The 22,691-nt window shown below is 42.8% G+C and carries 16 protein-coding genes and 1 riboswitch; of the genes, 1 reads left to right on the top strand and 15 read right to left on the bottom strand.

Annotated features, from left to right (window positions below):
• The coding region (locus IJI01_RS08780; RefSeq protein ID WP_292188884.1) for an ECF transporter S component at positions 1-617 on the bottom strand (617 nt) is incomplete at its 3' end.
• A gap of 100 nt (positions 618-717) precedes the next feature.
• Positions 718-835: riboswitch (FMN riboswitch) on the bottom strand.
• Between the two features lie 91 nt (positions 836-926).
• Between IJI01_RS08780 and IJI01_RS08775 the strand changes: the two genes are divergently transcribed.
• Positions 927-2,030, top strand: a complete 1,104-nt coding sequence (locus IJI01_RS08775; RefSeq protein WP_292188881.1) for an HD-GYP domain-containing protein — start codon at positions 927-929, stop codon at positions 2,028-2,030.
• Positions 2,031-2,099: 69 nt separating this feature from the next.
• Here IJI01_RS08775 and IJI01_RS08770 read toward each other — a convergent pair whose 3' ends face one another.
• The 14 genes from IJI01_RS08770 to IJI01_RS08705 all read right to left on the bottom strand — a co-directional run bounded on the left by IJI01_RS08770 (position 2,100) and on the right by IJI01_RS08705 (position 22,667).
• The gene (locus tag IJI01_RS08770) at positions 2,100-3,389 is read right to left on the bottom strand and encodes a UDP-N-acetylglucosamine 1-carboxyvinyltransferase (RefSeq protein ID WP_292188878.1); all 1,290 of its coding nucleotides are present in this window, start codon (positions 3,387-3,389) and stop codon (positions 2,100-2,102) included.
• A gap of 122 nt (positions 3,390-3,511) precedes the next feature.
• Positions 3,512-5,011: a LysM peptidoglycan-binding domain-containing M23 family metallopeptidase gene (locus IJI01_RS08765; RefSeq protein ID WP_292188875.1), complete on the bottom strand. Its 1,500-nt coding sequence runs from the start codon at positions 5,009-5,011 to the stop codon at positions 3,512-3,514.
• A gap of 129 nt (positions 5,012-5,140) precedes the next feature.
• A complete protein-coding gene (locus IJI01_RS08760) occupies positions 5,141-5,638 on the bottom strand; it encodes a hypothetical protein (protein WP_292188872.1) in 498 nt (165 codons plus the stop codon).
• Positions 5,639-5,978: 340 nt separating this feature from the next.
• On the bottom strand, positions 5,979-6,629 hold the full coding sequence (locus tag IJI01_RS08755) for a GTP pyrophosphokinase (protein ID WP_292188869.1): 651 nt from the start codon (positions 6,627-6,629) through the stop codon (positions 5,979-5,981).
• A gap of 64 nt (positions 6,630-6,693) precedes the next feature.
• A complete protein-coding gene (locus IJI01_RS08750) occupies positions 6,694-7,623 on the bottom strand; it encodes a glycosyltransferase family 2 protein (protein ID WP_292188866.1) in 930 nt (309 codons plus the stop codon).
• 89 nt (positions 7,624-7,712) lie between these two features.
• Positions 7,713-9,116, bottom strand: coding sequence for an LCP family protein (locus tag IJI01_RS08745; protein ID WP_292188864.1), 1,404 nt, complete (start codon positions 9,114-9,116; stop codon positions 7,713-7,715).
• A gap of 115 nt (positions 9,117-9,231) precedes the next feature.
• The gene (locus tag IJI01_RS08740; RefSeq protein WP_292188861.1) at positions 9,232-10,638 is read right to left on the bottom strand and encodes an undecaprenyl-phosphate glucose phosphotransferase; all 1,407 of its coding nucleotides are present in this window, start codon (positions 10,636-10,638) and stop codon (positions 9,232-9,234) included.
• Positions 10,639-10,661: 23 nt separating this feature from the next.
• On the bottom strand, positions 10,662-11,621 hold the full coding sequence (locus IJI01_RS08735) for a glycosyltransferase family 2 protein (protein WP_292188859.1): 960 nt from the start codon (positions 11,619-11,621) through the stop codon (positions 10,662-10,664).
• Complete coding sequence (locus tag IJI01_RS08730) at positions 11,621-13,072, bottom strand: glycosyltransferase (protein ID WP_292188856.1); 1,452 nt, start codon at positions 13,070-13,072, stop codon at positions 11,621-11,623. The genes IJI01_RS08735 and IJI01_RS08730 overlap by 1 nt, the downstream gene beginning before the upstream one ends.
• Before the next feature lie 23 nt (positions 13,073-13,095).
• Complete coding sequence (locus IJI01_RS08725; RefSeq protein ID WP_292188853.1) at positions 13,096-14,835, bottom strand: phospho-sugar mutase; 1,740 nt, start codon at positions 14,833-14,835, stop codon at positions 13,096-13,098.
• A 97-nt stretch (positions 14,836-14,932) separates the two neighbouring features.
• Complete coding sequence (locus IJI01_RS08720) at positions 14,933-16,978, bottom strand: glycosyltransferase family 2 protein (protein WP_292188848.1); 2,046 nt, start codon at positions 16,976-16,978, stop codon at positions 14,933-14,935.
• Positions 16,979-16,999: 21 nt separating this feature from the next.
• Positions 17,000-19,114: a glycosyltransferase family 2 protein gene (locus IJI01_RS08715; RefSeq protein ID WP_292188846.1), complete on the bottom strand. Its 2,115-nt coding sequence runs from the start codon at positions 19,112-19,114 to the stop codon at positions 17,000-17,002.
• Between the two features lie 11 nt (positions 19,115-19,125).
• Complete coding sequence (locus tag IJI01_RS08710) at positions 19,126-21,285, bottom strand: SAM-dependent methyltransferase (RefSeq protein WP_292188843.1); 2,160 nt, start codon at positions 21,283-21,285, stop codon at positions 19,126-19,128.
• 35 nt (positions 21,286-21,320) lie between these two features.
• The gene (locus IJI01_RS08705; RefSeq protein ID WP_292188840.1) at positions 21,321-22,667 is read right to left on the bottom strand and encodes an ABC transporter ATP-binding protein; all 1,347 of its coding nucleotides are present in this window, start codon (positions 22,665-22,667) and stop codon (positions 21,321-21,323) included.
• Between the last annotated feature and the right edge of the window lie 24 nt (positions 22,668-22,691).

Genomic DNA, 22,691 nt, shown 5'->3' with positions numbered 1-22,691 from the left:
GCTGGGTTGATTGCTGCTCCCATCTGTACGAATGTGTCGATTCCGCTTCCGAACATAACTGCATATGCAGGAAGAAGGAAGAACGCATTGAGAGTTGAGCCAACGATAGCGATTGTAAGTGTACCAACTATGCAGCTGATAAGTGCAACCTTTCTTGTCTTCTTAAATCTGTAGATAATAGTTGCAGGAAGAATGAATGCAGCTCCTACAACGAAGTTAGCGATCTCACCAACAAATCCTGAAGATGTACCCTGAATAATAAGGTTAAGTGCAACCTTGATGAACTCGATCATCACACCAACCATAGGGCCTGCAGCGAATCCACCGATCAGTGCTGGAATATCACTGAAGTCAAACTTGTAAAAAGATGGTGCGAATGGAAGTGGGAACTCGATTAACATAAGGACAAAAGATATAGCGGAGAATACTCCGATAATAGCAATTCTTCTGATGCTGAACATTGCCTCGCATCTTCCTGTCAGCTCTTTCTCTCTCTTGCTGGCGATCTTCTCAGCAACTACTGTGATAGCAATTGCTCCTACAACCAGAAGTACCAGAGCCAGGAATGTCCCCAGGTTTCCCTTAACTGTGTCAAATAGTGTCTGTGTTTCTTTCATGTTTTCTCCTTTTCTCCATCGGGTTTGGAATTCAAGGGAAAAGAAAAAGCTCCAAGTCGATACAAATCCAGACCTGGGGCTACCACAAAAATAAATATTGCGCATTCTTCTCTCATCCAGACTTTACTGTCGGTTTTGGAATCGCACCAAATCAGCCACCTAAGTGGGTCGCGGACTATACCGCCGGTTGGGAATCACACCCTGCCCCGAAGAATTTATATTTTATAAAATTTATATTAGACTTTTATGAGTCTACTTGTCAACACAAAATAGCTAAAATATAATTAAAATATCTTATCGTGAGATAATATGCGTAATTACGGAGCTAATATGAAAAAGATTGCTACAAAAGAGCTGCTTCCTGGCATGGTTCTTGCCACGAAGGTAGTAACAGATAATCTTAATACGATAATGGATCAGGGAACAATTCTGGACAAATCCGATATTGCCAAGCTCGTTTTTTACTCTATTCGTGAGGTTGAAATTGAGGATAACGGAATTGACCATTACGCTTTTGAAGTAGATGACGACCACGAGCTTACTGCTCTGGAGCGAGTTCGTCAGTCTAAGGAATTCCAGGAGTTTAAGCAGAATTTTGAAGCCTGTGCCCAGAAATACAAGGACAGTATCGATGATCTTGTTTCTGGCAAGGGTTCTTTTGACCCCAAACTACTCCTGACTCCTATCTGTTCTCTGTTAAAAAGCGGCAAGTCAACTTCTGAAGTTTTCTATATGCTCCACAACTTAAGAGATTACGACGATCCAACTTATACACACTGCATAAATGTTGCTCTTACCTCCAACATCCTTGCCCAGTGGCTCAAGTGGGATGAATCTGAAATAGAGAAGGCCACCTTAGCAGGTCTTTTCCACGATATAGGTAAAATCACTATCCCAGAAGAAATCATAACTAAGCCTGGCAAGCTTGACCCAAATGAATTGCGAATCATGAGGACTCATCCAGAAAAAGGTTTTGACATTATAAAAGATCTGGATATGAGTATTCATATTAAAAATGCCGCGCTGATGCACCACGAAAGATGCGATGGTTCCGGATATCCGAAGGGTCTTACCGCTCCTCAGATTGATGTTTATGCAAAGATTGTGGCAATAACTGATGTTTACGATGCCATGACCAGTGCCAGGTACTATAGAAAACCTCTGTGTCCTTTCATTGCACTCCAGAACTTTGAAGAAGAAGGCTTACAGAAGTACGATGCAGAAATGATCATCTGCTTCCTTCAGAACATAGTAAACACCTACCTTTTGTCTACAGTACGCCTTAATACCGGCGAAGTAGGAGAAATCATTTTTATCAACAAAAACTTCCTTACCAAGCCAACTATCAAGATTGGCCACGATTACATCGACCTGAGCAAATGCCCTGGCGTTTACATCAAGGAAATAATGTAAAAGAACTTACAAAAAATCCTGCTATCAGTGATATTCACCGTTAGCAGGATTTATTATTCTCAATATTATTTATGCGTGTTTCATTTTGAACTTCTGCTCATCTCGCTCAGAATCAACCTTCTCGATGATACCACCAAGATCTCTAAGCTTTTGATCAAAATCCTCATAGCCTCTCTCGATATACTTGATATCTTCGACGCTTGAATAGCCCTCTGCTGTAAGTGCTGCAATAACAAGCGCTGCACCAGCTCTAAGGTCAGGTGCTGAAACAACAGCTCCTGTATATTTGTCGACACCTTCGATAATGGCTGTGCTGCCCTCTACCTTGATGCAAGCTCCCATTCTGGTAAGCTCATCGACATACTTGAATCTATTCTCAAAAATACTCTCTGTTACAATACTGATACCACTTGCTAGTCCAAGAGCTACAGTAATCTGTGGCTGCATATCTGTAGGATATCCTGGATATGGAAGTGTCTTAACATGGGTGTTCTGAAGTCTTCTGGTAGCAACTACTCTTACAGCATCGTCAGACTCGTGAACCTGACATCCCATCTCAATAAGCTTGGCACTGATAGACTCCAGGTGCTTGGGAATTACATTCTTGACTGTAATATCACCCTTGGTAGCAGCTGCTGCCAGCATGAATGTTCCAGCCTCGATCTGATCAGGAATAATAGTATATTCTGTGCCGTGAAGTCTCTCAACTCCCTTGATCCTGATAACATCAGTACCTGCGCCCTTGATATTAGCACCCATGCTGTTAAGGAAGTTCGCAAAATCTACTACATGTGGCTCCTTGGCAGCATTCTCAATGATAGTCTTACCTTCTGCCATTGTGGCTGCCATCATGATATTGATAGTAGCACCAACACTTACAACATCAAGGTAAATGTGGCTTCCAACAAGCTTATCTGCATGAGCATCGATAATACCATGCTCGATATTAACTGTGGCTCCAAGAGCAGTAAAGCCCTTGATATGCTGGTCAATAGGACGAAGTCCGATGTTACATCCGCTAGGAAGAACTACTCCGGCCTGTTTGTATTTACCAAGAAATGCTCCAAGAAGGTAATATGAAGCACGGATCTTTTTAATATAATCTTCAATCGTATAATTGTGTACTGCAGAAGCGTTGATCTTAACTGCATGTCTGTCAACTCTCTCTACATGTGCACCTGTACTAGCTATGGCCTGAAGCATCGCATTAGTATCTGATTCGTCAGGCATATTATCTATATAGACGGTCTCATCTGTCATGGTGGCAGCTGCTAAAATAGCAAGCGCAGCATTCTTGGCACCACCAATCTCCACTTCACCAACAAGTGGATTACCGCCCTTAATAACGTACTTTTCCATAAGCAACCTCTCTGTTGCATCAGTTCCAATTTATAATCAAACAAACAATATTTATATCACAAACATTTGCATTTGTAAAACTTGTAAATATACCTAATAAAAAGCATACAACTTATTCCGTTTTAATTCAAATAATTAAGCGGATTAACCTGAGATCCATTTATAAGAATCTCAAAGTGCAAATGCGGACCTGTTGAAACACCGGTATTTCCAGACAGAGCAATCTTCTGTCCCTGTGAAACCTTCTGTCCTGTAGATACAAGTATCTTGGAAAGGTGACCATATCTGGTCTCTCTTCCATCAGCATGTTTGATATATACACAATATCCGTATCCACTTCCCCATCCGGCACGAGTTACTGTACCAGAAGAAGATGCAACAACAGCTGTTCCTACCGGAGTAGCCCAGTCAACACCCTTATGATAAGTGCTGGCTCCCTTTTTAGGCGCACTTCTGCGTCCAAATCCAGAAGACAATCTTCCTCCGGAAATAGGCTTGATATATGTAGGAGGCACAATAGTTCCCCTCTCAACAATCTTGGGAACAGCTTGATAGGTAACTTCCTCTTTTTCTATTTCTCTTGAAACTTCACTATTATCTGTATAAGTAATAAGAGCTACAACCTTACGATGTCCAGCTGAAGGCTCCTGTAATACCTTGGACTGTGTGGTATACCAGGAATCATTAGGAATATACTCAACCTCAGCCTCGTAGTCTTCCTCGTAGTAATCCTCTACAGTGTACTGTACTGAAAGCTCAGGCTCAGGAACAGTAACGATAAGCTCGTCCTCTACACGGATTCTGGTGAACTCATCCTCAAGAGATTCGTTCATAGCTATAAGGTCAGCAACAGTAAGGTTATACTCAAGAGCAATAGAACTAAGTGTATCGCCTGATTTAACCTCGTATATCTGATTGGTCTCTTTGTCCTTGGTAACATCATCAATAGCTGTAGACAGATCAGTCAGCTCCTCTGAAGGAAGGTAGCTCTCTACAATCTCAACCTTATCGGCAAAATCAATTGACTGAAGTCCCAGCTTGTAGTCACTGAAATCCTTGTCATATGCAAGAGGAGTGGCCTCATTGACGATATCAGAGATAGTGTTGAAAAAACCTGATTCAGGCATACTCAAAAGAGTCTGCTGCTCTTCTCTCTTAACCTCTTCCTTGCTCTGCACAAGAGTTGTGAGTACGTTCACTTCTCGGCTTGGATCCATGACAAGCTTAACATCGTACTGGTCCTCAGTATCGAAGTTAGAAAGAGCTGTCTCAAGAAGCTCCATAACTTCGTCTATGCTGGCAAGATTAACTGCAAACTCGTTGATCTTGATGGAATAAGCTCTGTTAAGAGTGCTCTTCTTACTATTATTAAGAACAGCTTCCATCTTGGTAGCAACCTCTGCTGGAGACTCAACAGTTCCCCACAGAACATTGCTGCCCTCTACAGCGATATTGGATGTAGCAAGTGTAAGCTCCTCAGTGCTGTCAGAAATAGCCTTTCTGGCAAGTCTAAGTGCAGCGTAAGCATCATTTCTGGACTCTACTGTACCAACCTCTGTGCCATTAAGTGTGACGGTAAAAATGTTATTGCCACCCTTCTGGAACTTAACAAGGCTTGGCATAAATAGGATCCACACTGTAACGATCACCATTGCTGAGCGTAAAAACCATATTTTTATCTTGTTTCTAAAAACTGTATTACTCAAACCCATAAATAAAATAGTAATCTTTCTAAATTTAATCAGTATTCTTTAGATAATACCAAGAAAACGCAGAATGTTAAAGGCCAAATCTGCAATTACCAAAATCATGGTAATTATTGTAAGTGGCAAAAATGCACTATTCTTGGTCTCCACAGTAACCTGAAGTGTCTCAAGTCTGTTCTGCAGATCCTTAATATCTTCCTTATTCTTGTCCTGACTCTTCTCGATAACAGCCTGAACATTTCTATATATCTGAACGCCTACATCATGAATCTTGGTATCATTCTCCTCAAGCTTCTGTCTGTAAGCCTTGGAATCTTCCTTCATCTCCTGAAGCTGGCTCTTGTATTCGCCTGCATCTTTTCTCATCTCTTCGAGAATAGCCTTGTACTCTTCTGAAGAATGCTTGATCTCTTCAAGCTGCGCTTTGTAATGCTCAGCCTCCTGCTTGATACGCTGTGCTTCTGCAGCCTCTGCCTGTGAATTGGCTCTGATGATGTCCTGTGCGCTGATCTTCTCAGCAAGCTTGTTCATGAAATTCTCCACGTTTATTTCCTCCCAACTCAGCGCATGTGCGGATATTATTCATTTCCCCATTCCGCAGGCTGCGCAAAAAATAGCAACAATGTCATTGTACATTTTTTATGCAACATTAACAAGATTAAAGGTAACTTTTATAATTTATTGTACGATTTTACTACTAGTTCATTTTTTGTTCATAATTTATTAATAATTAACTTGTATAGTATTTACATAGCCGATAGCAATACGGCAACTGACAAACGAAAGATAGATTTTTTCATAATAGGGTAGGTGCGGGCGACCGTGTCTACCCACTCCTCATGTTAGGGGGTATTTTAGGTTACACCCCCAGGAGTGCTTCTAGCTACTTCTCCGAAATCGCCAGAATCTCTTCATTAAGAGACAGCATTCTCGCATCGAGGCTTGCCACCATCTTGGCACATTCGTGCAGCTCTGAATTGATATGTACAGGAGCTTTTCCCTCAAACTTATACTGAATCTTGTGCTCGAGTGAAGCCCAGAAATCCATCGCTACAGTTCTGATCTGAATCTCTACCTTAACATTAACAATCCTGTCGGACAGATAAACAGGAAGAGAAATGATCATATGATAGCTTCTGTAGCCACTTGGCTTGGGATTCATGATATAGTCCTTGACTGTAAGGACCTGAATATCCTTCTGGTTGCTGATCATCTCAGCAATCTTGTAAATATCAGACGTAAAAGAACATATGATACGAATGCCAGCTATATCGTTGACATAACGTACCATATTACCTATTGTTGACTCGTAGCCGTTTCTCTTGAGCTTCTTGACAATGCTCTCAGGAGACTTGAGTCTGGCCTTGGTGTGCTCGATAGGATTGTATCTGTGCACCTCCTGGAACTCCTCATTCAGGATCTCTATCTTGGTTGTTATCTGCTTGAGCGCAGAATTATAAAGGAGGTTAACTTCCTCCCATGTGTTAATGTCGTCAGAAATTTTTATATTGCTTCCTGCAAGATCCAGCTCCATAAATACCCTCTCTTAAAATAACCCCAGTAGCCTACGCTACACTCCAAAAACACTATATCCCCGATTACTTCCAATACTCTTTGTTCATAGTACAAGCCATTATAAGCCCCTTAGGCAGCTTCTTGTAATTTCTGCCAAGCTTGTATCCCATAAATCTGCATCCACACATAATAATGTAATGCGGAATCAGATAAGCTTTACCAATGTGCCTGAAATGCTGAATGGTCTGTCCCACCATCTTTTTACCCTCTGATTCAGAACTGATACCTCCAAAGATCTCAGGATGATCAGTCTGAGAAACCCCCAGGTCAAAATTGCGATGGAACTGCTGTGCACATGAATAATTGTGAGAGTGGATCACTCCAGCCTCTGGCACATAATAGATCGCATAGCCTCTCTGGCAAGCATTGCCCGCATAGACCATATCTTCATTAAAGATAGTCTTGTGAGTAAAGCCTCCAATCTCATCATATATATCACGCCTATACATAGCGCATACATTAGAGCAAAAATATGTCTTAATACCGAGCTTGTCCACATCCTTCTGAGTCTTCTTCATTGGCTCATTTGGATAATTAAACTTTCTGGAATAGCGCTCTGCAAGATTACAGTCTGTCTTGGGATATTGTCTTGCATAAGCTGCAGCAACATCTCTCTCAAGTACCTTAACAAGGCTGGAAATAAGCATCTTATCCTTAGGGAAAGCATCCTGTGTCATCATAAGGAAACAATCCGCCGTTGAAAGAGCTACTCCCTGATTCCTGGTCTCACCGTGATCAAATTCACTTCTGGTAACATGTCTTATGATAATATTGTCGTACTTATCTGTAGGATTCTCGTTGCTGGACTTAACAAGTTCATTCCAGTACTGCTCCTCAGTATTCATGATTATGATATGCTCAGGTCTGACGGACTGTCTCTCCAGGTCATCAATCAGCCTAAACAGCGAAATATCCGGTTTGTAGGTGGGTATAATTACATCTACAGTCTTCATAAACTCTCCAAATTATAATTATCAAAAAAGGGGCGAGGTCATATAACCCAGCCCCTTTATATTTTATCAATTTCCTCAGAAAATTACAGTTAATTCAGGTAAGAACTTGTATCAGATTTGATCTTCTCGCTGTACTTCTTAACATCTTCAGATACGGAATACTCTGTATCTTCGAAAAGGAACTGGTGAAGCCACTTAACGTTAGACTCAAGATCAACAGCTACTACGCAGCTACCCTTTTTACCAATTGTGCCTGTAGCACGCATTGTCTCTTCAGGGAATCCGTTATTATCAATAACCTCGTAGTTAGCAATATTCTTGAGAAGGTCAAGGATCTCGCTAAGATCAAGTGATGTATAAGTCTCACCAAAAGCCTTGTTAGCAACAGTCTCAAGCTGTGAATAGCTCATGCCCTTAGCCTTGTCAAGACAAGCCATAAGAACTGTTCTCTGTCTCTCAGCACGCTTGAAGTCATCACCTGCTGTATATCTGATACGGCAGTAAGCTGTAGCCTGAAGACCATTGAGTGTCTGAAGTCCGGCGCTCTGAACTGGAGTGTAATCCATCTTGAGCTCCTGAGCCATTGTAGCCTGGTAGTTATTAAGGTGAGAAATCTCAGCGTCTGTTACCTCGATAGGTACTCCGCCAAGAGCATTAACAACATCTGTAAGTCCTCTGAATCCGATAGTGATAAAGTCTGAAATATCCATATCGAGGTTCATGTTGAGCATTGAAATAGCCTGCTCTGGGCCACCCTCAGCGTAAGCTGCGTTACACTTAGTGTACTCATCGTTACTAAGGTTGAGGTAAGTATCACGATATACTGAGCAGAGCTTAACAGCACCAGTATCATTGTTGATAGAAGCAATGATGATTGTATCTGTTCTGGTCTTCTTGGTAAGCTCACCCTCACGTGAGTCTACACCGAACAGTGCGATGTTGGTATAGCCCTTCATCTCCTGGTTCTCAGCAACAGTCTCGCTGATACTCTTATTGATAACTTCTTCATTCATGTTAACCTTACCAACCTTGGTAACATCAACCTTGAAGAATACCTGATATGCAACAAATAAAAGAACAAGAGCTACTGCAACCTCGGCAAGAACAAGGATAATTCCAAGCTTCTGATTCTTTTTCTTCTTGCCTCCTCTTGATCCGCCCTTGCCAGAACCCTTAGCTGATCTGGAAGCTGAGCTTCTGGATGAGCTGCTCCTTGAAGAGCTGCTTCTGGATGAACCACTTCTGGATGAGCTGTGTGAAGCACTTCTGCCAGATGAGCTTCTGGAGCCGCTTCCACTTCCTGAAGCATTTCTTGATGACTCTGATGACTTTCTGCGAGGTCTGTCATCATAATCGTCGTAATCATCCTCGTAGTAATCATTTCTATATCTGTCATCACTACGTCTGCTGCCTCTGTAATCATCATCCCTTGAACTTCTCTGGGATGGTCTTCTGTCTTCTCTATCGTAGTACTCGTCGTCACGATTTCCCATTATAAAATCCTCCCAACAAAATGCTGAAAATAACAAAAAGGTGGTATGACAATTTCACACCACCTTACATTTTGCCACAATTATTCAAATTATACAAGAAATCTTTAAACGCTCATCAATATGCATTTTTATTCACAAATCCATATCTGATAGTGCCAAGGATTATCTTGAAATCAAAGGTCATGGACCAGTTCTCGATATAGTAAATATCGTAGTCGATACGCTTTCTGATAGAAGTATCGCCTCTGTATCCATTGATCTGCGCCCATCCGGTAAGTCCCGGACGAACCTGATGCTTGACCATATATCTTGGAATCTGTTCCTTGAACTTCTCAACAAACTGAGGTCTCTCAGGTCTTGGCCCAACAAGACTCATCTTACCGATGAAAATATTAAAGAACTGAGGCATCTCATCAATACTGGTCTTACGGAGAAGTGCGCCAACCTTGGTAACTCTTGGATCATCCTTGGTTGTCCAGCCTTTCTTTTCCTCAGCCTCTGTCTGAACCCTCATGGTCCTGAACTTGTACATCATGAATGGCTCGCCGTTAAGGCCAATTCTCTCCTGCTTGTAAATGATAGGTCCCTTGCTGGTAGCCTTGACTGCAATCGCTGCAGCCAGCATAACTGGTGAAAACAGGATAATTGCAAGAAGCGAACCAAATATGTCTACGCACCTCTTGGACAAGCTGTTAAATGCATTGCTAAGTGGCACATATCTGATATTGATAACAGGAAGTCCCTGAACATCCTCTGTGTACGGATTGCTTGGGAAAAGAGATTGATAATCCGGAATGAACTTGGTATGGACACCAGATTTCTCACACTGTGCCACAAGCTCTTCAAGTCTGTCGTAATCATCCAGAGGAAGTGTAATAGTAATCTCATCGTAGTTGCCATTAGCAAGATAGTCCCCAAGCTGGTCGATCTTACCTACAACCTTGACTCCGTGATAGCTGGTATCAATAGGAACAAAGTCATCAAGGACACCTGCCACATCGTAGCCCCACTGTGGATTTTCAAGGATCCTGCTGATATAGCCCTCTGCAGCTCTTGAATAGCCCACGAGAAGAATGTGCTTGATGTTGTAACCTTTTTTCCTGATATATCTCAGGAACTTACGCAGAAGTCCATGAGCAAAAGTCGTGACAACTACGTTTATGACTGCGAATATTGCGATCATGGTTCGTGAGAAGTCGTTCTGCTTGAGCATGAACAGTACAACGTAGAACCCAATCACACCGACAATGTTAGCTTGGACGATATCCACAAACTCATCCCATAGCTTGAGCGCCCTTCGGGATGTATATAAATTCACCAGATAATACAGGAAAAGAAATCCAGGCACCAAAAAATACAGCGCAGAAAAGTAAGTCTGCATGGAAAGATGTCCAGCAGGATTTCTGTCGCCGATAAATGACTCGAACTTGATATAATAAGACAACATGTAAGAACCGGCAACAATCAGCCCGTCCACCACGACATGTGCCCTATTCAAATGTATCTGGTTGTCTTTGATCATCTATATGCCTCAAGCCACAGGGCTCACTGCAAACGTCTGATACAGTTAACCCATAGCTCCAGCTGCATCAGAAAGCTGTTTGCAATCTGCCTGCCGCCAAAGGTGACTCTTTTATCTGAATTAGTAATAATCTTGGAAAATCCCTTAGAAAGACCCTTAAGATGAGCCTTCCCCAACCCCTTCTTCATATAGAAAACATGCTTAATTATAACACCTGACAGAAATAATGGAAGATTTATTATTATCTGAAGTGCATTCATATTTTTATAAATCAAGTATAAGTTATTAGCCGCAGTAAGTTCAACCTTAAATGCATTGTGTCTTGAACCGCTGCTGGCACTACCAACGTGATAGACAATCGCCCCCGGTTCCATCACATTGTTATATCCATAGAGCCTCGCCCTATAACCAACATCCACATCCTCAAGATAACAGAAATGTTCCTCGTCAAAGTATCCTATTTCTTCGAATACCTGTCTTCTGTACATGGCAGCTCCTGCACAGGCACTTGTCACATTTATTCTCTTGGAATATTTAGAATTATCTTTATCCTTGGATGGAGCAAAAGCCCAGCCAAGAGCACAATAATAATCGCCTGCATCATCGATGAGATGCGGCTCCTTGATCTGTAGCATCTTGGCCTGAGCGCTGAATACTGCAGGCTTTTTATCCAGAACACCCACAAGCGCAGCAATAACGCCCTCTTCGCATATCGTATCGTTATTTAAAAGAAATACATATTCAGCCTGAGTTGCCTTGATTCCTACATTAACTGCATTGGCAAAGCCCGTATTGTCAGGCAGAGCAATAACCTCTACCTCAGGAAAATCTCTCTGCACAAGAGAAATACTGCCATCTGTAGAGCCGTTATCCACCATGATCACCTTAAAACCACGATATGTCTGCTTGCGCAGGCTCTTAAGGCAATCAGTCAGATACTTCTGCCCATTATAATTTGGAATGATAACCGCAACAGATTCCATCAACTAATCCTCTGCACAGCCCTTGGATCCCATACGATCCTGTAGCCCTTTTTCCTGATTTCTTCGCATAATTTAAAGCTTAGGTCAACTATCTCCTGCTGATTGAGAGATATAAACCTATCATCCGCAGCCTGAACAACCTTGTGTCTGCCCTCTTTTGCTGCAATTTTCGCCTGGGCGATAGCTTCTCCATATGCATCCACGTATTTCACCCCAGTTACCTGCTCATAGAGCGGAACAAGCTCAGGTCTTACTGAAAGACATCTTATATCCACTGCAGCGCAGTCCTGCTGGAGCACAGCTCTATGCTGAAGGCCACCACTGTAGCCTTCTGGAAGGGTCGCGTACATCAAAGCCTTATCCTTGGTGTAGGCGCCACCTGCAATTCGTCCTTTTTTGTTCAGAATCTTGCCGCCAACGCAGCCCACATCTCGTCTTCCAGAGAAAATGTCAGGCACATAATTGACACGGTAAAATCCCAAATGCTGCAAAGGCTCAACCTCTGCATTTATCTTGTATCTGCGCATGAGATCAGCAATAGCATTCTTGCCGGCTTCATAAGCGTAGGTCTTACTGGCTGGATTAGCTGCTGTAGAATTCTTGTGGCATCTCCAGTGATACAAAACCTTAGCTATATGCACAATCTGACCTGAAGCCATAGGCATATCCAATGTAGCCTCAGCTGTTGCACGCAGGAACAGGTCAAAATCCTGGGCTCCGTCATAGTCATTCCTTAACTTGAGCCTCTTGATCACATCTGCCCTCATCACTGTGAAATGGCAGATATAATTATTGGATAAAAGATAATCCATATTAAAAGATGGCTTGGCATGGTGCTCATAATACTTGTCCCTGTCGCCATCATACTTGTCTTCGTCAGAATAAATAAGCCTCACTGGACAATCCTGAAACCTCACGAGCTTATTCTGCTTCATGCTCTTTCTGATAACTCTTGAAACCTCGTAGAGTGCATCAGGAGTCAGGATATCATCATGATCCAAAAGACCTATATAATCACCGGAAGCTTTCTCAAGGCCTCTATTGGTATTCTCAGAAATTCCGGCATTTTTATCAAGATGATAGTACTTGATACGCGGATCTTCATCCGCATACTCCTTAGCTACGTCAGAAGTATTAAGGGAAGCGTCAGCCAAAACCAGTTCCCAGTTACCATAGGTCTGTGCCAGAACTGACTCGATCATATCCTTAAGATACTTTTCCGGAGTATTAAAAAGAGGAACTACTATACTAAATCTAACGCAGTTCCCCGCCTCAGCAAGGAGCTTGTACTCCCGCTTCTGTTCCTGTTTCACATCCTCTGGAAGAGGTACATACTCGTACTTATCCTTAAAGTTGTCAGAAACACGTTCAAGGGCAGCAAAAAATGCGGCCCTTGTCCCATTGCGTTTCTGATATGCAATTGTCTTACGGACCGCATTTCTTATACCCATAAATTTTTCCTTAATTATTATTATCAGCCGATTACTGCCTTTACAGCATCTGTGAGCTCTTTCTGGAGCTTGTCAGCATCCTCGAGGTTTGTGCCCTTAACACCCATGTAGAACTTGATCTTAGGCTCTGTTCCTGAAGGTCTAGCGCAGCACCAAGCATCGTTATCAAGTGCAAAGTACAGAACGTTAGATGTAGGAAGTCCTGTCTCACCCTCTTTTCCAGTAGCCATATCAAGAGTCTTGCCAGTCTTGTAATCTCTGAACTGTTCAACCTTGAATGAGCCAAACTCCTTAGGAGGATTGCTACGAAGTCTATCCATAAGTGCTGCGATCTGCTCAGCACCCTCTTTACCCTTCATTGTGATTGAGTACTGGCCTTCCTTGTAGTAGCCATACTTCTCATAAATGTCGATCATTGCATCCCATACAGTCTTGCCCTGCTTCTTGTAGAAGGCTGCAAGCTCGCACAGCATCATAACTGCAACAACGGCATCCTTATCTCTTGCATGTGTTCCAGCAAGGCATCCATAAGACTCCTCAAGACCGAATACATAGTTGTGAGACTGGCCATTCTCCTCAAAGAACTTGATCTGCTCACCAATGTACTTAAAGCCTGTGAGAACCTCGATATAGTGAAGGCCATAGTCCTCAGCAACTGCCTTGGCCATGTTAGTTGTAACGATAGTTGTAACGAATGCTGGGTTAGCAGGCATTGTTCCTGTAGCCTTTCTCTCACGAAGGATATACTCTCCGATGAGCATACCAGACATGTTACCAGTAAATGCTACATACTCGCCTGTCTTAGTGTCTTTTGCATAGATACCAAGTCTGTCAGCATCAGGATCAGTAGCAAGTACGATATCTGCATCCTTCTCCTTGGCAAGCTTAAGAGCAAGCTCGAAAGCCTTAGGATCCTCTGGGTTAGGATAATCAAGTGTTGTAAAGTCAGGATCTGGAAGCTCCTGCTCAGGAACTACGAATACGTTCTTGAAGCCAAGCTCCTTGAGTACTCGTCTAACAGGAAGGTTACCTGTTCCATGGAATGGTGAGTAAACGATAGTGAACTTATCAGCCATCTCACCGATTACGTCCTTGTGGATGATCTGCTTCTTGAGCTCTACCATGTACTTGTCGTCGATTTCCTCGCCGAAAGCTACATAGAGACCAGCTGCAACAGCATCCTCTTTAGACATTGTCTTAACCTCATGGTAATCAGTGATAGCCATTACCTCTGAGATGATTCCTGTATCGTGAGGAGGTGTGATCTGTGCGCCATCCTCCCAGTATACCTTGTAGCCGTTGTACTCTGGTGGGTTGTGAGAAGCTGTAACCATAACACCAGCGATACATCCGAACTCTCTAAGTGCAAAAGAAAGCTCTGGAGTAGGACGAAGAATGTCACTTACATAAGCCTTGATTCCGTTAGCTGCAAGGCAAAGAGCTGTCTCTTCTGCAAACTCAGGTGAGAATCTTCTGCAGTCAAAAGAAATAGCTACTCCTCTCTTAGCTGCATCAGCTCCGCCATTCTTCTTGATATAATTAGCAAGGCCCTGTGTAGCCTTACGTACTGTGTACTTGTTCATTCTGTTAGTACCAGCTCCGATAACACCACGGAGTCCGCCAGTACCAAACTCAAGCTCTCTATAAAATCTATCCTCTACCTCTGCCTCATCATTTCTGATAGCAAGAAGCTCCTGCTTGGTAGCCTCATCAAAGTAAGAATCGTTAAGCCAGTATTCAAACTGCTTCTGAGCATCACTCATAATAATATCCTCCTCGTCACAAATCATGTAACTAAACATATATATTGAATTTAAAATAATTCACTACGCAACTAAAATTATATCATATTTTTGGACTTCACTGTGTCCTTAGGCTTGAGTATCCCTCTACATTTAAAGAGAAATCGCTTCGGTCAAGTGAGAAGTTAGGGTTGTAATAAGGATCTCCCTTATCAAGCACCTCTTTCCACTTAGTGCGGAAGTGCTCTGACTCCTTCTCATAGCGCTCAGCATTCTTGCCCTCAAGGTCAAGGCCTCTTGAAAGAGACTCATAATGGAACAGCTCTGCAAATGGTGTAAAGACATTAAGATAGCCTTTTTCTCTGAGCTTAAGACAGAAGTCAACATCATTAAGACTAACCTCAAAGCCCTCATCAAAGCCGCCAACCTCGTCATACTTGGCACGGCTAACCATAAGGCATGCACCTGTAACAGCGCTAACATCCTGGGCATAGCAAAGTCTGCCCATATAACCAAGATTCATTCCAGCCTGTCCATAATGTGAATGGCCAGCAGTTCTGTGGGCACCGAGCTTCAGACCAACACCAGCGTGCTGAATCTTGCGGTCTGGGAAGTAGAGCTTACCGCCAACGGCTCCAACATCTGCTCTCTGAGCATACATCAAAAGCTCTTCCATCCAGTTAACTGTAATAACCTGTGTATCGTTGTTAAGGAGTATGATGTACTCTCCAGTACTATGAGCAACTCCGTAGTTAACTACAGCTGAGTAGTTAAAGGAAGGCTTGCTGCCATCAGCATTAAGATGTGCACCATTCTCATAGTAATCAACAACCTTGACAACATCCTTACGGGAACCGTTTTTAAGCTCCTCGTAGTAGCCCTTAATTTCAGAGCCTGTGCTGCCATTCTCAACAACTATTATCTCGTAGTTGTCATAAACTGACTTCTCATAAATTGAGTCAATGCATCTCTTAAGGTCCTCTGCATGCTCGCAGTTAGGGATAACGATAGAAATCTTAGGTGTTCCCTGAACCTCATAGGTGATCTTGAAGATAGTCTCAAACGCTCTTGTGCTGGTGATCTTGAAGTGGTCATAGCCATGACGTCTCAAGTGATCAGCAACAGCTCCCTTGGCAGCCTCGATAGCATAAGGCTTAGCGCTGATACCAGAAGCTACGCTTCCTGCATGTGATCTCCAGTAGTACAGAAGCTTAGGCACGTGAACGATATGTTCAGCTCTGTCAGTAAGTCTCAAGATCATGTCGTGATCCTGGCTTCCGTCAAACTTAGTTCTAAAGAGCTCTGTTCCATCAAGAAGAGTTCTCTTAAATACGCTGAAGTGACAGATGTAGTTATTAGCACGAAGATTATCAATAGCGTAATCAGGCTTAAAGTGCATTGTGATCATCTTGTTGATGTCTTCACCCTTGAAGGTGGTCTCATCACAGTAAATGTAATCAGCATTCTCTTCGTTGATAGCCTTAACATACCAGTACAGAACCTCTGGATGAAGGATATCATCATGATCAAAAAGACCTATATACTCACCCTCAGCCATCTCAAGGCAGTGGTTGGTGTTTCCGGCAATACCTTCATTCTTTTCAAGCTTCATGTAAGAGATCTTGCCGCCGCGATAGTCTTTTTCTTTATCCTGATATTCTTTAACAATTCTGCTGACAAGTTCAACGTGTTCAGCATCAGATCCATCAGCAAGGCATAGCTGCCATCCGCTGTAGGTCTGAGCTATAACAGACTCGATCATATCTCTTAGGAATTTCTCAGGAGTGTTGTACAACGGTACCAGAATTGAGATAAGAGGCATCTTCTCAAATACAGCAGCCTCCTGCTCTTTTCTTGTCTCTTCACTTGGGAAACTCTCTGTTCCGTAGTGAGTCATTGCCTTTTTCTCGATCTGCTTGTACTTGATCTTGGCGATAACTCCGCGAAGAGAGCCCTGGTTCCTCACCCTGTCTCTCTGTCTGATAACCCAGTGCATAGCATTTCTGGCAGGAGTTGATGCCTTCCAGATTGGGTTATTCTTGATCCTATCCAGTTTAAACTGCAGTTCCTGATTCTTGTCCTCAAGCTCTGCAATTCTCTCAGCCAGGTCTGCGCTCTTGAGCTTCTCGCGCTCGTAGGCTGCCTTGTAATCCATTTCACTCATTACTAATAAATACTCCTGAATTTATCTCTTTACGTTCAAAATATTTGGAACCCAGTTCACAAGCTTAAGTCTGCTTGTCTTGTCCGTTGCCTGCATTCCAATCTGGTAATAACCAGGCTCAAGCACGTTATTCTTGATCTTAACCTTGTAACCAGTAAGATCAACGTTTACCTGATCCTGAAGTCGTACCCTTATGTCCGGTCTGTACCAGGTATAAATAGGGAAGCTGTAAACCTTATTGTTAACTGGGCCAGCACCGCTCTCATTCCTCTCAACCTTGCGAAGGAGAAGTCTCTTTTCAAAAAGAGCATTGTCTGAGCCAATAACAAAGCTGTAGCCCTTGAGGTAATAGCCTTCCTCATGTCCCTCAGCTGTAACACCGTACAACCAGTTATCGAGTGTTCCGTTATACTCACAGCCAATTCTAAGGCACTGATCCTCTCTGGCTCCGCGAATACCCTTGTCATGTATTGATGCACTCGAATACGCGATATCCTCAACAGCAGTGTAATCCTCTCTTGGGATGATCGCAGAAATAGTCTCATCCTCAGTAAGATGTGGACTGTAGAATGGATCCTCATTGTAGAGGAACGCATGACGTCTCATGAGAGTATCGCCCTCAACCGCAAGTCTCTCCATCTTCTTGGGATCCAGGTTATCAAGGCCTCTGGTAAGAGACTCGTGATGACGCAGATATATGTGATTACAGCACACGTTGTAATAGCCCTTCTCAAAAAGAGAATAGCAGAAATCAACATCATTAAACGCAACCTTCAGCTCCTCAGGGAAACCTCCGATAGCATTGAACTTCTGCCTGCTGATAAGAAGGCATGCTGCAGTAACACCGATATTATTGTGGATACCTCTGTTGTATCCAAAGTAGTGGCTCTTGTTGTCGTGCATCTTCTGAAGCTTGTGCACAGGGCCACGTCTGACATTGGCAATTCCAGCGTGCTGGATAAGGTCAGTGTCAGGGTAGATCAGCTTGGCTCCAACAGCGCCAACATGCTTGAGCTGAGCCTGGGAAACCATCTCACGAAGCCAGCCCTCCTTGACACACTCAATGTCATCATTCAGGAAAAGAAGATATTCTCCCCTTGTATTCTTGGCTCCCTTATTGCACATAGCTGAGAAATTGAATTCATCAAGCCTGTACAGATAATTGATCTTGGTCAGTCCGTTCCTGGCTGGAATCTTGCCAATGAAAACGCCGTATCTGACGCGGTTCTTGGCATCTGATCCATTATCAAGAACAACTATATCGTAAGTGATATTGTCTTTTTCACTTGTAGTCTCAACAATTGACTCAAGGCATCTCTTGAGAACCTCAGGATGATCCTTGGATGGGATAACAATACTGACTGTTGTAGGCTTTAGCAGCATATGCCTTGAATTGTGATAGTTTCTGCCATAAAAAACATCCTGCTCAGGGCTTCTGTGGAAAAGAACTTCCCTTATGTGACCAATTGGAAATTCTACTCCAGTTCTTTTCGCAAAGGCATGCTCATGAATCGCCAGCATACAGAAAAGAACATCCGCTGAAAGCAAGGATGCTTCAAGGCCCACCTGTTCAGGCGAGTTCTTTTTATTAGCAGTGCCACCCAGCATTCTGACTGCATTGTCGTATTCACCGCCAGATTCGCGCAGGGTTGCCGCTCTGCAAGCAAAGAAACTTCCGATGTAAAACGCATTTAAATATGAATCCGGAGACCAGTCCGGCTTAAAGAACGGGTGAATGTACTTACCACCCTTTCCTGTCTCATCCTCATCACCGTATACCACGTTGTGCTCAGGATGAGCTATAAAGTACTGCTTAACGACCTCTGTAGCTCTTTTTGTAAGCTTACCCTTAGGGCTCACAAAAAGATAAACTACATTGTCATCATTTTTATCAACTGAAACTTCCCAGACCTTGGCATAAGGAACAACTTTGACTCTGGGCTCAGGAAGCTTATGGGGAACAACCTCTCCGGTCTCTAAAGTCTCATAGCTAATAGGAGCCTCTGCGGTTAACACAGGCTCTTTTTCTTTGGCCTTCTGCCACTTGTCATAGGCAGAAGATTTCGCCTTAACTATCTTGTTGTATTTGCTTACTCTTTTTCCTACAAGAACTGACTTAGCTATGTCCTTTAGCATATCCCCAACCGTCACTCCTCTTCGTCTCTGTAATAGCGCTCCTCACGCTTTTGAATTATCTTCTTGCCAATCTTCTTGATGATATTGTCCTTGGGCTGTGGTGGCTCCTCCTCAACATGTAGCGACTCTACAACCGCCTGAGCTGCATTTCTTGGTAAAAGAGTCATTATCATCTTGATACACAGGTGATTTCTCTCCTGTACACTGAGCTTGTCAGATGTAAGGCCAAACTCAATATTAGGATCATCTGTATTGAAGATCATTGAATCATCTGATATCCAATTACCATTGACCGGATGAATGGAAACATCCGAAATATCATCAGCAAAGGCCTCCCCATTCCATGTGGCACTTACCAAAGTAACCATACATGGTGCAAAAGCTGGATCAATTCTCACTGTTCTGCAATTAGAATCGACTCTGATATCCAGGCTTACAGTATTCTTCTCATCATACTGCTCCTCTGGGAAAATAGAGTCGTCCTCTGAAAAGCCCTCTCCCTCATCGAGGTAGATCTGAATGCAGTCATCTGGTCTTGCTCCCTCGGTAGGATGTACCATTTCCTTAGGTACAATGACCTTACGGCCAATCTCCTTCCAGATCTCAACCATAGACTTACGGCTTCCAGTCACATACTTCTGGAAAGCATATTCTTCTTCAAGCAAAGTCTTGATATCATCCTCAGAAAGGTTCAGTCTCTCGAAAGCGCCCTTAGGATCGAACTTTTCTCTTTTCCTATCCTCTAATCTGTAGCAGTAGAGCGCTCTCCAAATCTGTTCCTTGGCTGGAATGCACTTACCATAGGTCCACTCATAATCTATTATAGTCCAAATAGGCCCATTAACCATAATATTAGAGAAAATTAGGTCATAATCGGACACCGGATAATCAGGCTTGTGGTTAATTCTGCGGATGTACTCATTTATAAGTGCATCGAAGCCATCCATGTCATCTTTATCCAGGCATTCATCCAAGAGCGACGCAAGTGGAACTCCGTTGACAAAAGAGAAAATGGCACAGCCGGATTTCTCATCAAGCTGACAGTCGTTGACCTCCAGATCGCCACCTCTGTACTTCTCCACAAGGCCTGCATAGGCATCTCTCATGCCAAATACATGCTCCTTGGCAGCCTCTGTAAGAGGGAACTTCTTGATGATCTTCCTGCCTGTTCTGCTGATAGCAATGTCAGTTCTGATCTTGAATTCATCAACTCTGTCATTGCTGTACTTACTATAAATCGTATCAAAGCCAGGTCCGATGATTACCTCAAAGGAGTTAGCAAAATCTGGATACATTCCATCTTTTACCAGATCCTCATAGGCGTGCTTCTCGTTAAAGAGAATCATTCTGTCCCTGTCATAGTTCCTGACGTTATCCTGAAGCTCTCCAAAGCCAGGCAGATAATAATCTGAATGTAAAAGAGTCATCAGCTTGTAATCAGGATATGGATAATAGAAATGATACTCTTTCATTCCACATTTCTTGAAAATGTTGATGAGTCCATTTCTAGTAAAAGTCTTGGCTACGCTGTCTGCAGAGTATCCTTCGATACCTGTAAAGTAGGTTCCAAGGTGATCCTCAGCACATCCAGCCAGATACTTAAGTCCCAGTCTGTTCTCAATGGCGATTACGATTCTACCGCCCTTTTTGAGATGTCTGTTCATCATTCTCAGGAACTTCTCATAAGGATTCTCAGTTCCGATGTACCCCTGGGCATACTCAAACACACCGATCAAAAAGATATAGTCGAAGTCCTTGGGAAGATCAGGCTCAACATCTCTGAAGTTACCGATGTGAATAGTAACATTGTCGCAGTCCTGATTCCTTGTGGCATTGATCTCGGAACGTCTCCTTGAAAGATCGCAGGCTACAACCTCGCCAGCCTTCTGAGCCAGCATTCCTGTAATAGCTCCGCAACCTGAGCCAACCTCCAGTACCTTGGCACCCTTTTCCATAGGGATCCACTCTACAATATTGGCTCTCTGCTCAGACAAATGATAGAGAATAGGCCAATTGCCCCTCTCTTCAATTACCTTGGGATATTCTTCTTTTTTATATTTTTTGACAATTTCAAGAAGGTCATTCTCTATAGCTCCATCACTATAAAGATCAACCCCTGAATAATGCTTGAAATTAAGCGTTACCTTGCCAATCTTTACTTCTTCCTGCATCTGCTCGTTCCTCTCAGGTGTTATACATAGACGTCTTATTTAGCATCTTCAACTTTGCATACAGAATTCATATCGTAATATCCAACTGTATTCTTGTCTGATACTACTGTAATGTTAAGTGCGTCATATAACCTGTGATATACAGTAAAGTCATTCTGCTCAAAGCCTGTAACACCGAAGCTTATCAGATACTCTCCGCCCTGAAGTGTCATATTCTGGGTAAAAGAAATATCTTTGACATCTCCAGCCTTGACCGGCTCAAGGAATGCCTTCTCAACCATTGAATTGGTACCAGTAATCTCGATACCAAGGATATTCTTGAAAGTAAATGCAAAAATAGGTGCTGAAACGTCCTTGTTAAACTTAACTCTCATATGAACTGTAAAGTCAGTTCCCTTGATGATAGAACTGGCTCTAAGTCCGTTAGCATCAGTAACATAGAACTCATCTATAGTTGCTGCGCCGTCGCCATACTCGAGAGTATCAGGATTCTCACCCATTGCCTTATTGTCATCACTACTCTTTTTATCAGAAGACTTGTCACCCTTGATCTTGGAATTAGCCTTCTCATCTGCATCAGCAGCTGCTGCTCTGATCTGCTCGTCATCAAGAAGATTCTCTACATCACTTGAAGGAAGTGGATACTGTCCAACAAGTACCTGCTTGTAAATATCGATCATCTTCTTGGGAGTTCCTTCTCCAAGGAGCACACCCTGATTCAAGAGAATCGCTCTGTCGCAGTACTTACTGATACTGGACAGATCATGAGATACAAAAAGAATAGTCTTACCCTGTTTCTTAAATTCCTCAAACTTGTGATAGCACTTAGCCTGGAAGAATACATCTCCTACAGAAAGAGCTTCATCAACAATGAGGATCTCAGGATCAATATTGATAGCGACCGCAAAAGCAAGTCTTACAAACATACCGCTTGAATAGGTCTTGCAAGGCTGATATACATAGTCTCCGATATCAGCAAACTCAAGGATTGCATCAAGTCTCTTGGTTATTTCTTCTTCGGAAAAACCAATCATCATACCATTGAGGTAAATGTTGTCAATTCCGTTGTATTCCATATTAAAGCCGGCGCCCAGCTCCAAAAGAGCTGAAATATGACCATCTACATTGACTTCGCCGGAAGTAGGAGATAAAACTCCTGTAATGATCTTGAGGATTGTAGACTTACCTGAACCGTTTGTTCCGATAATACCTACTGTCTCACCCTTTTTGACAGAAAGACTGACATTATTAAGTGCCAGATGTTCTTTGAATCTCTTTTTACCAGCAAGGCCAAGCGAATCTTTGAGTCTGTCCATGGGCTTGTCATATAATTTATACGATTTGGTGAGGTTTTTTACCTCAATCGCTACGTTGTTTTCCATTTATGTCTCCGATAGGTTATGGAT

The sequence above is a fragment of the Butyrivibrio sp. genome (assembly GCF_017433805.1).
GTDB lineage: Bacteria > Bacillota > Clostridia > Lachnospirales > Lachnospiraceae > Butyrivibrio.
The sequence above is the reverse complement of the archived record's forward strand: the minus strand, read 5'-3'. Positions and strand labels throughout refer to the sequence as shown.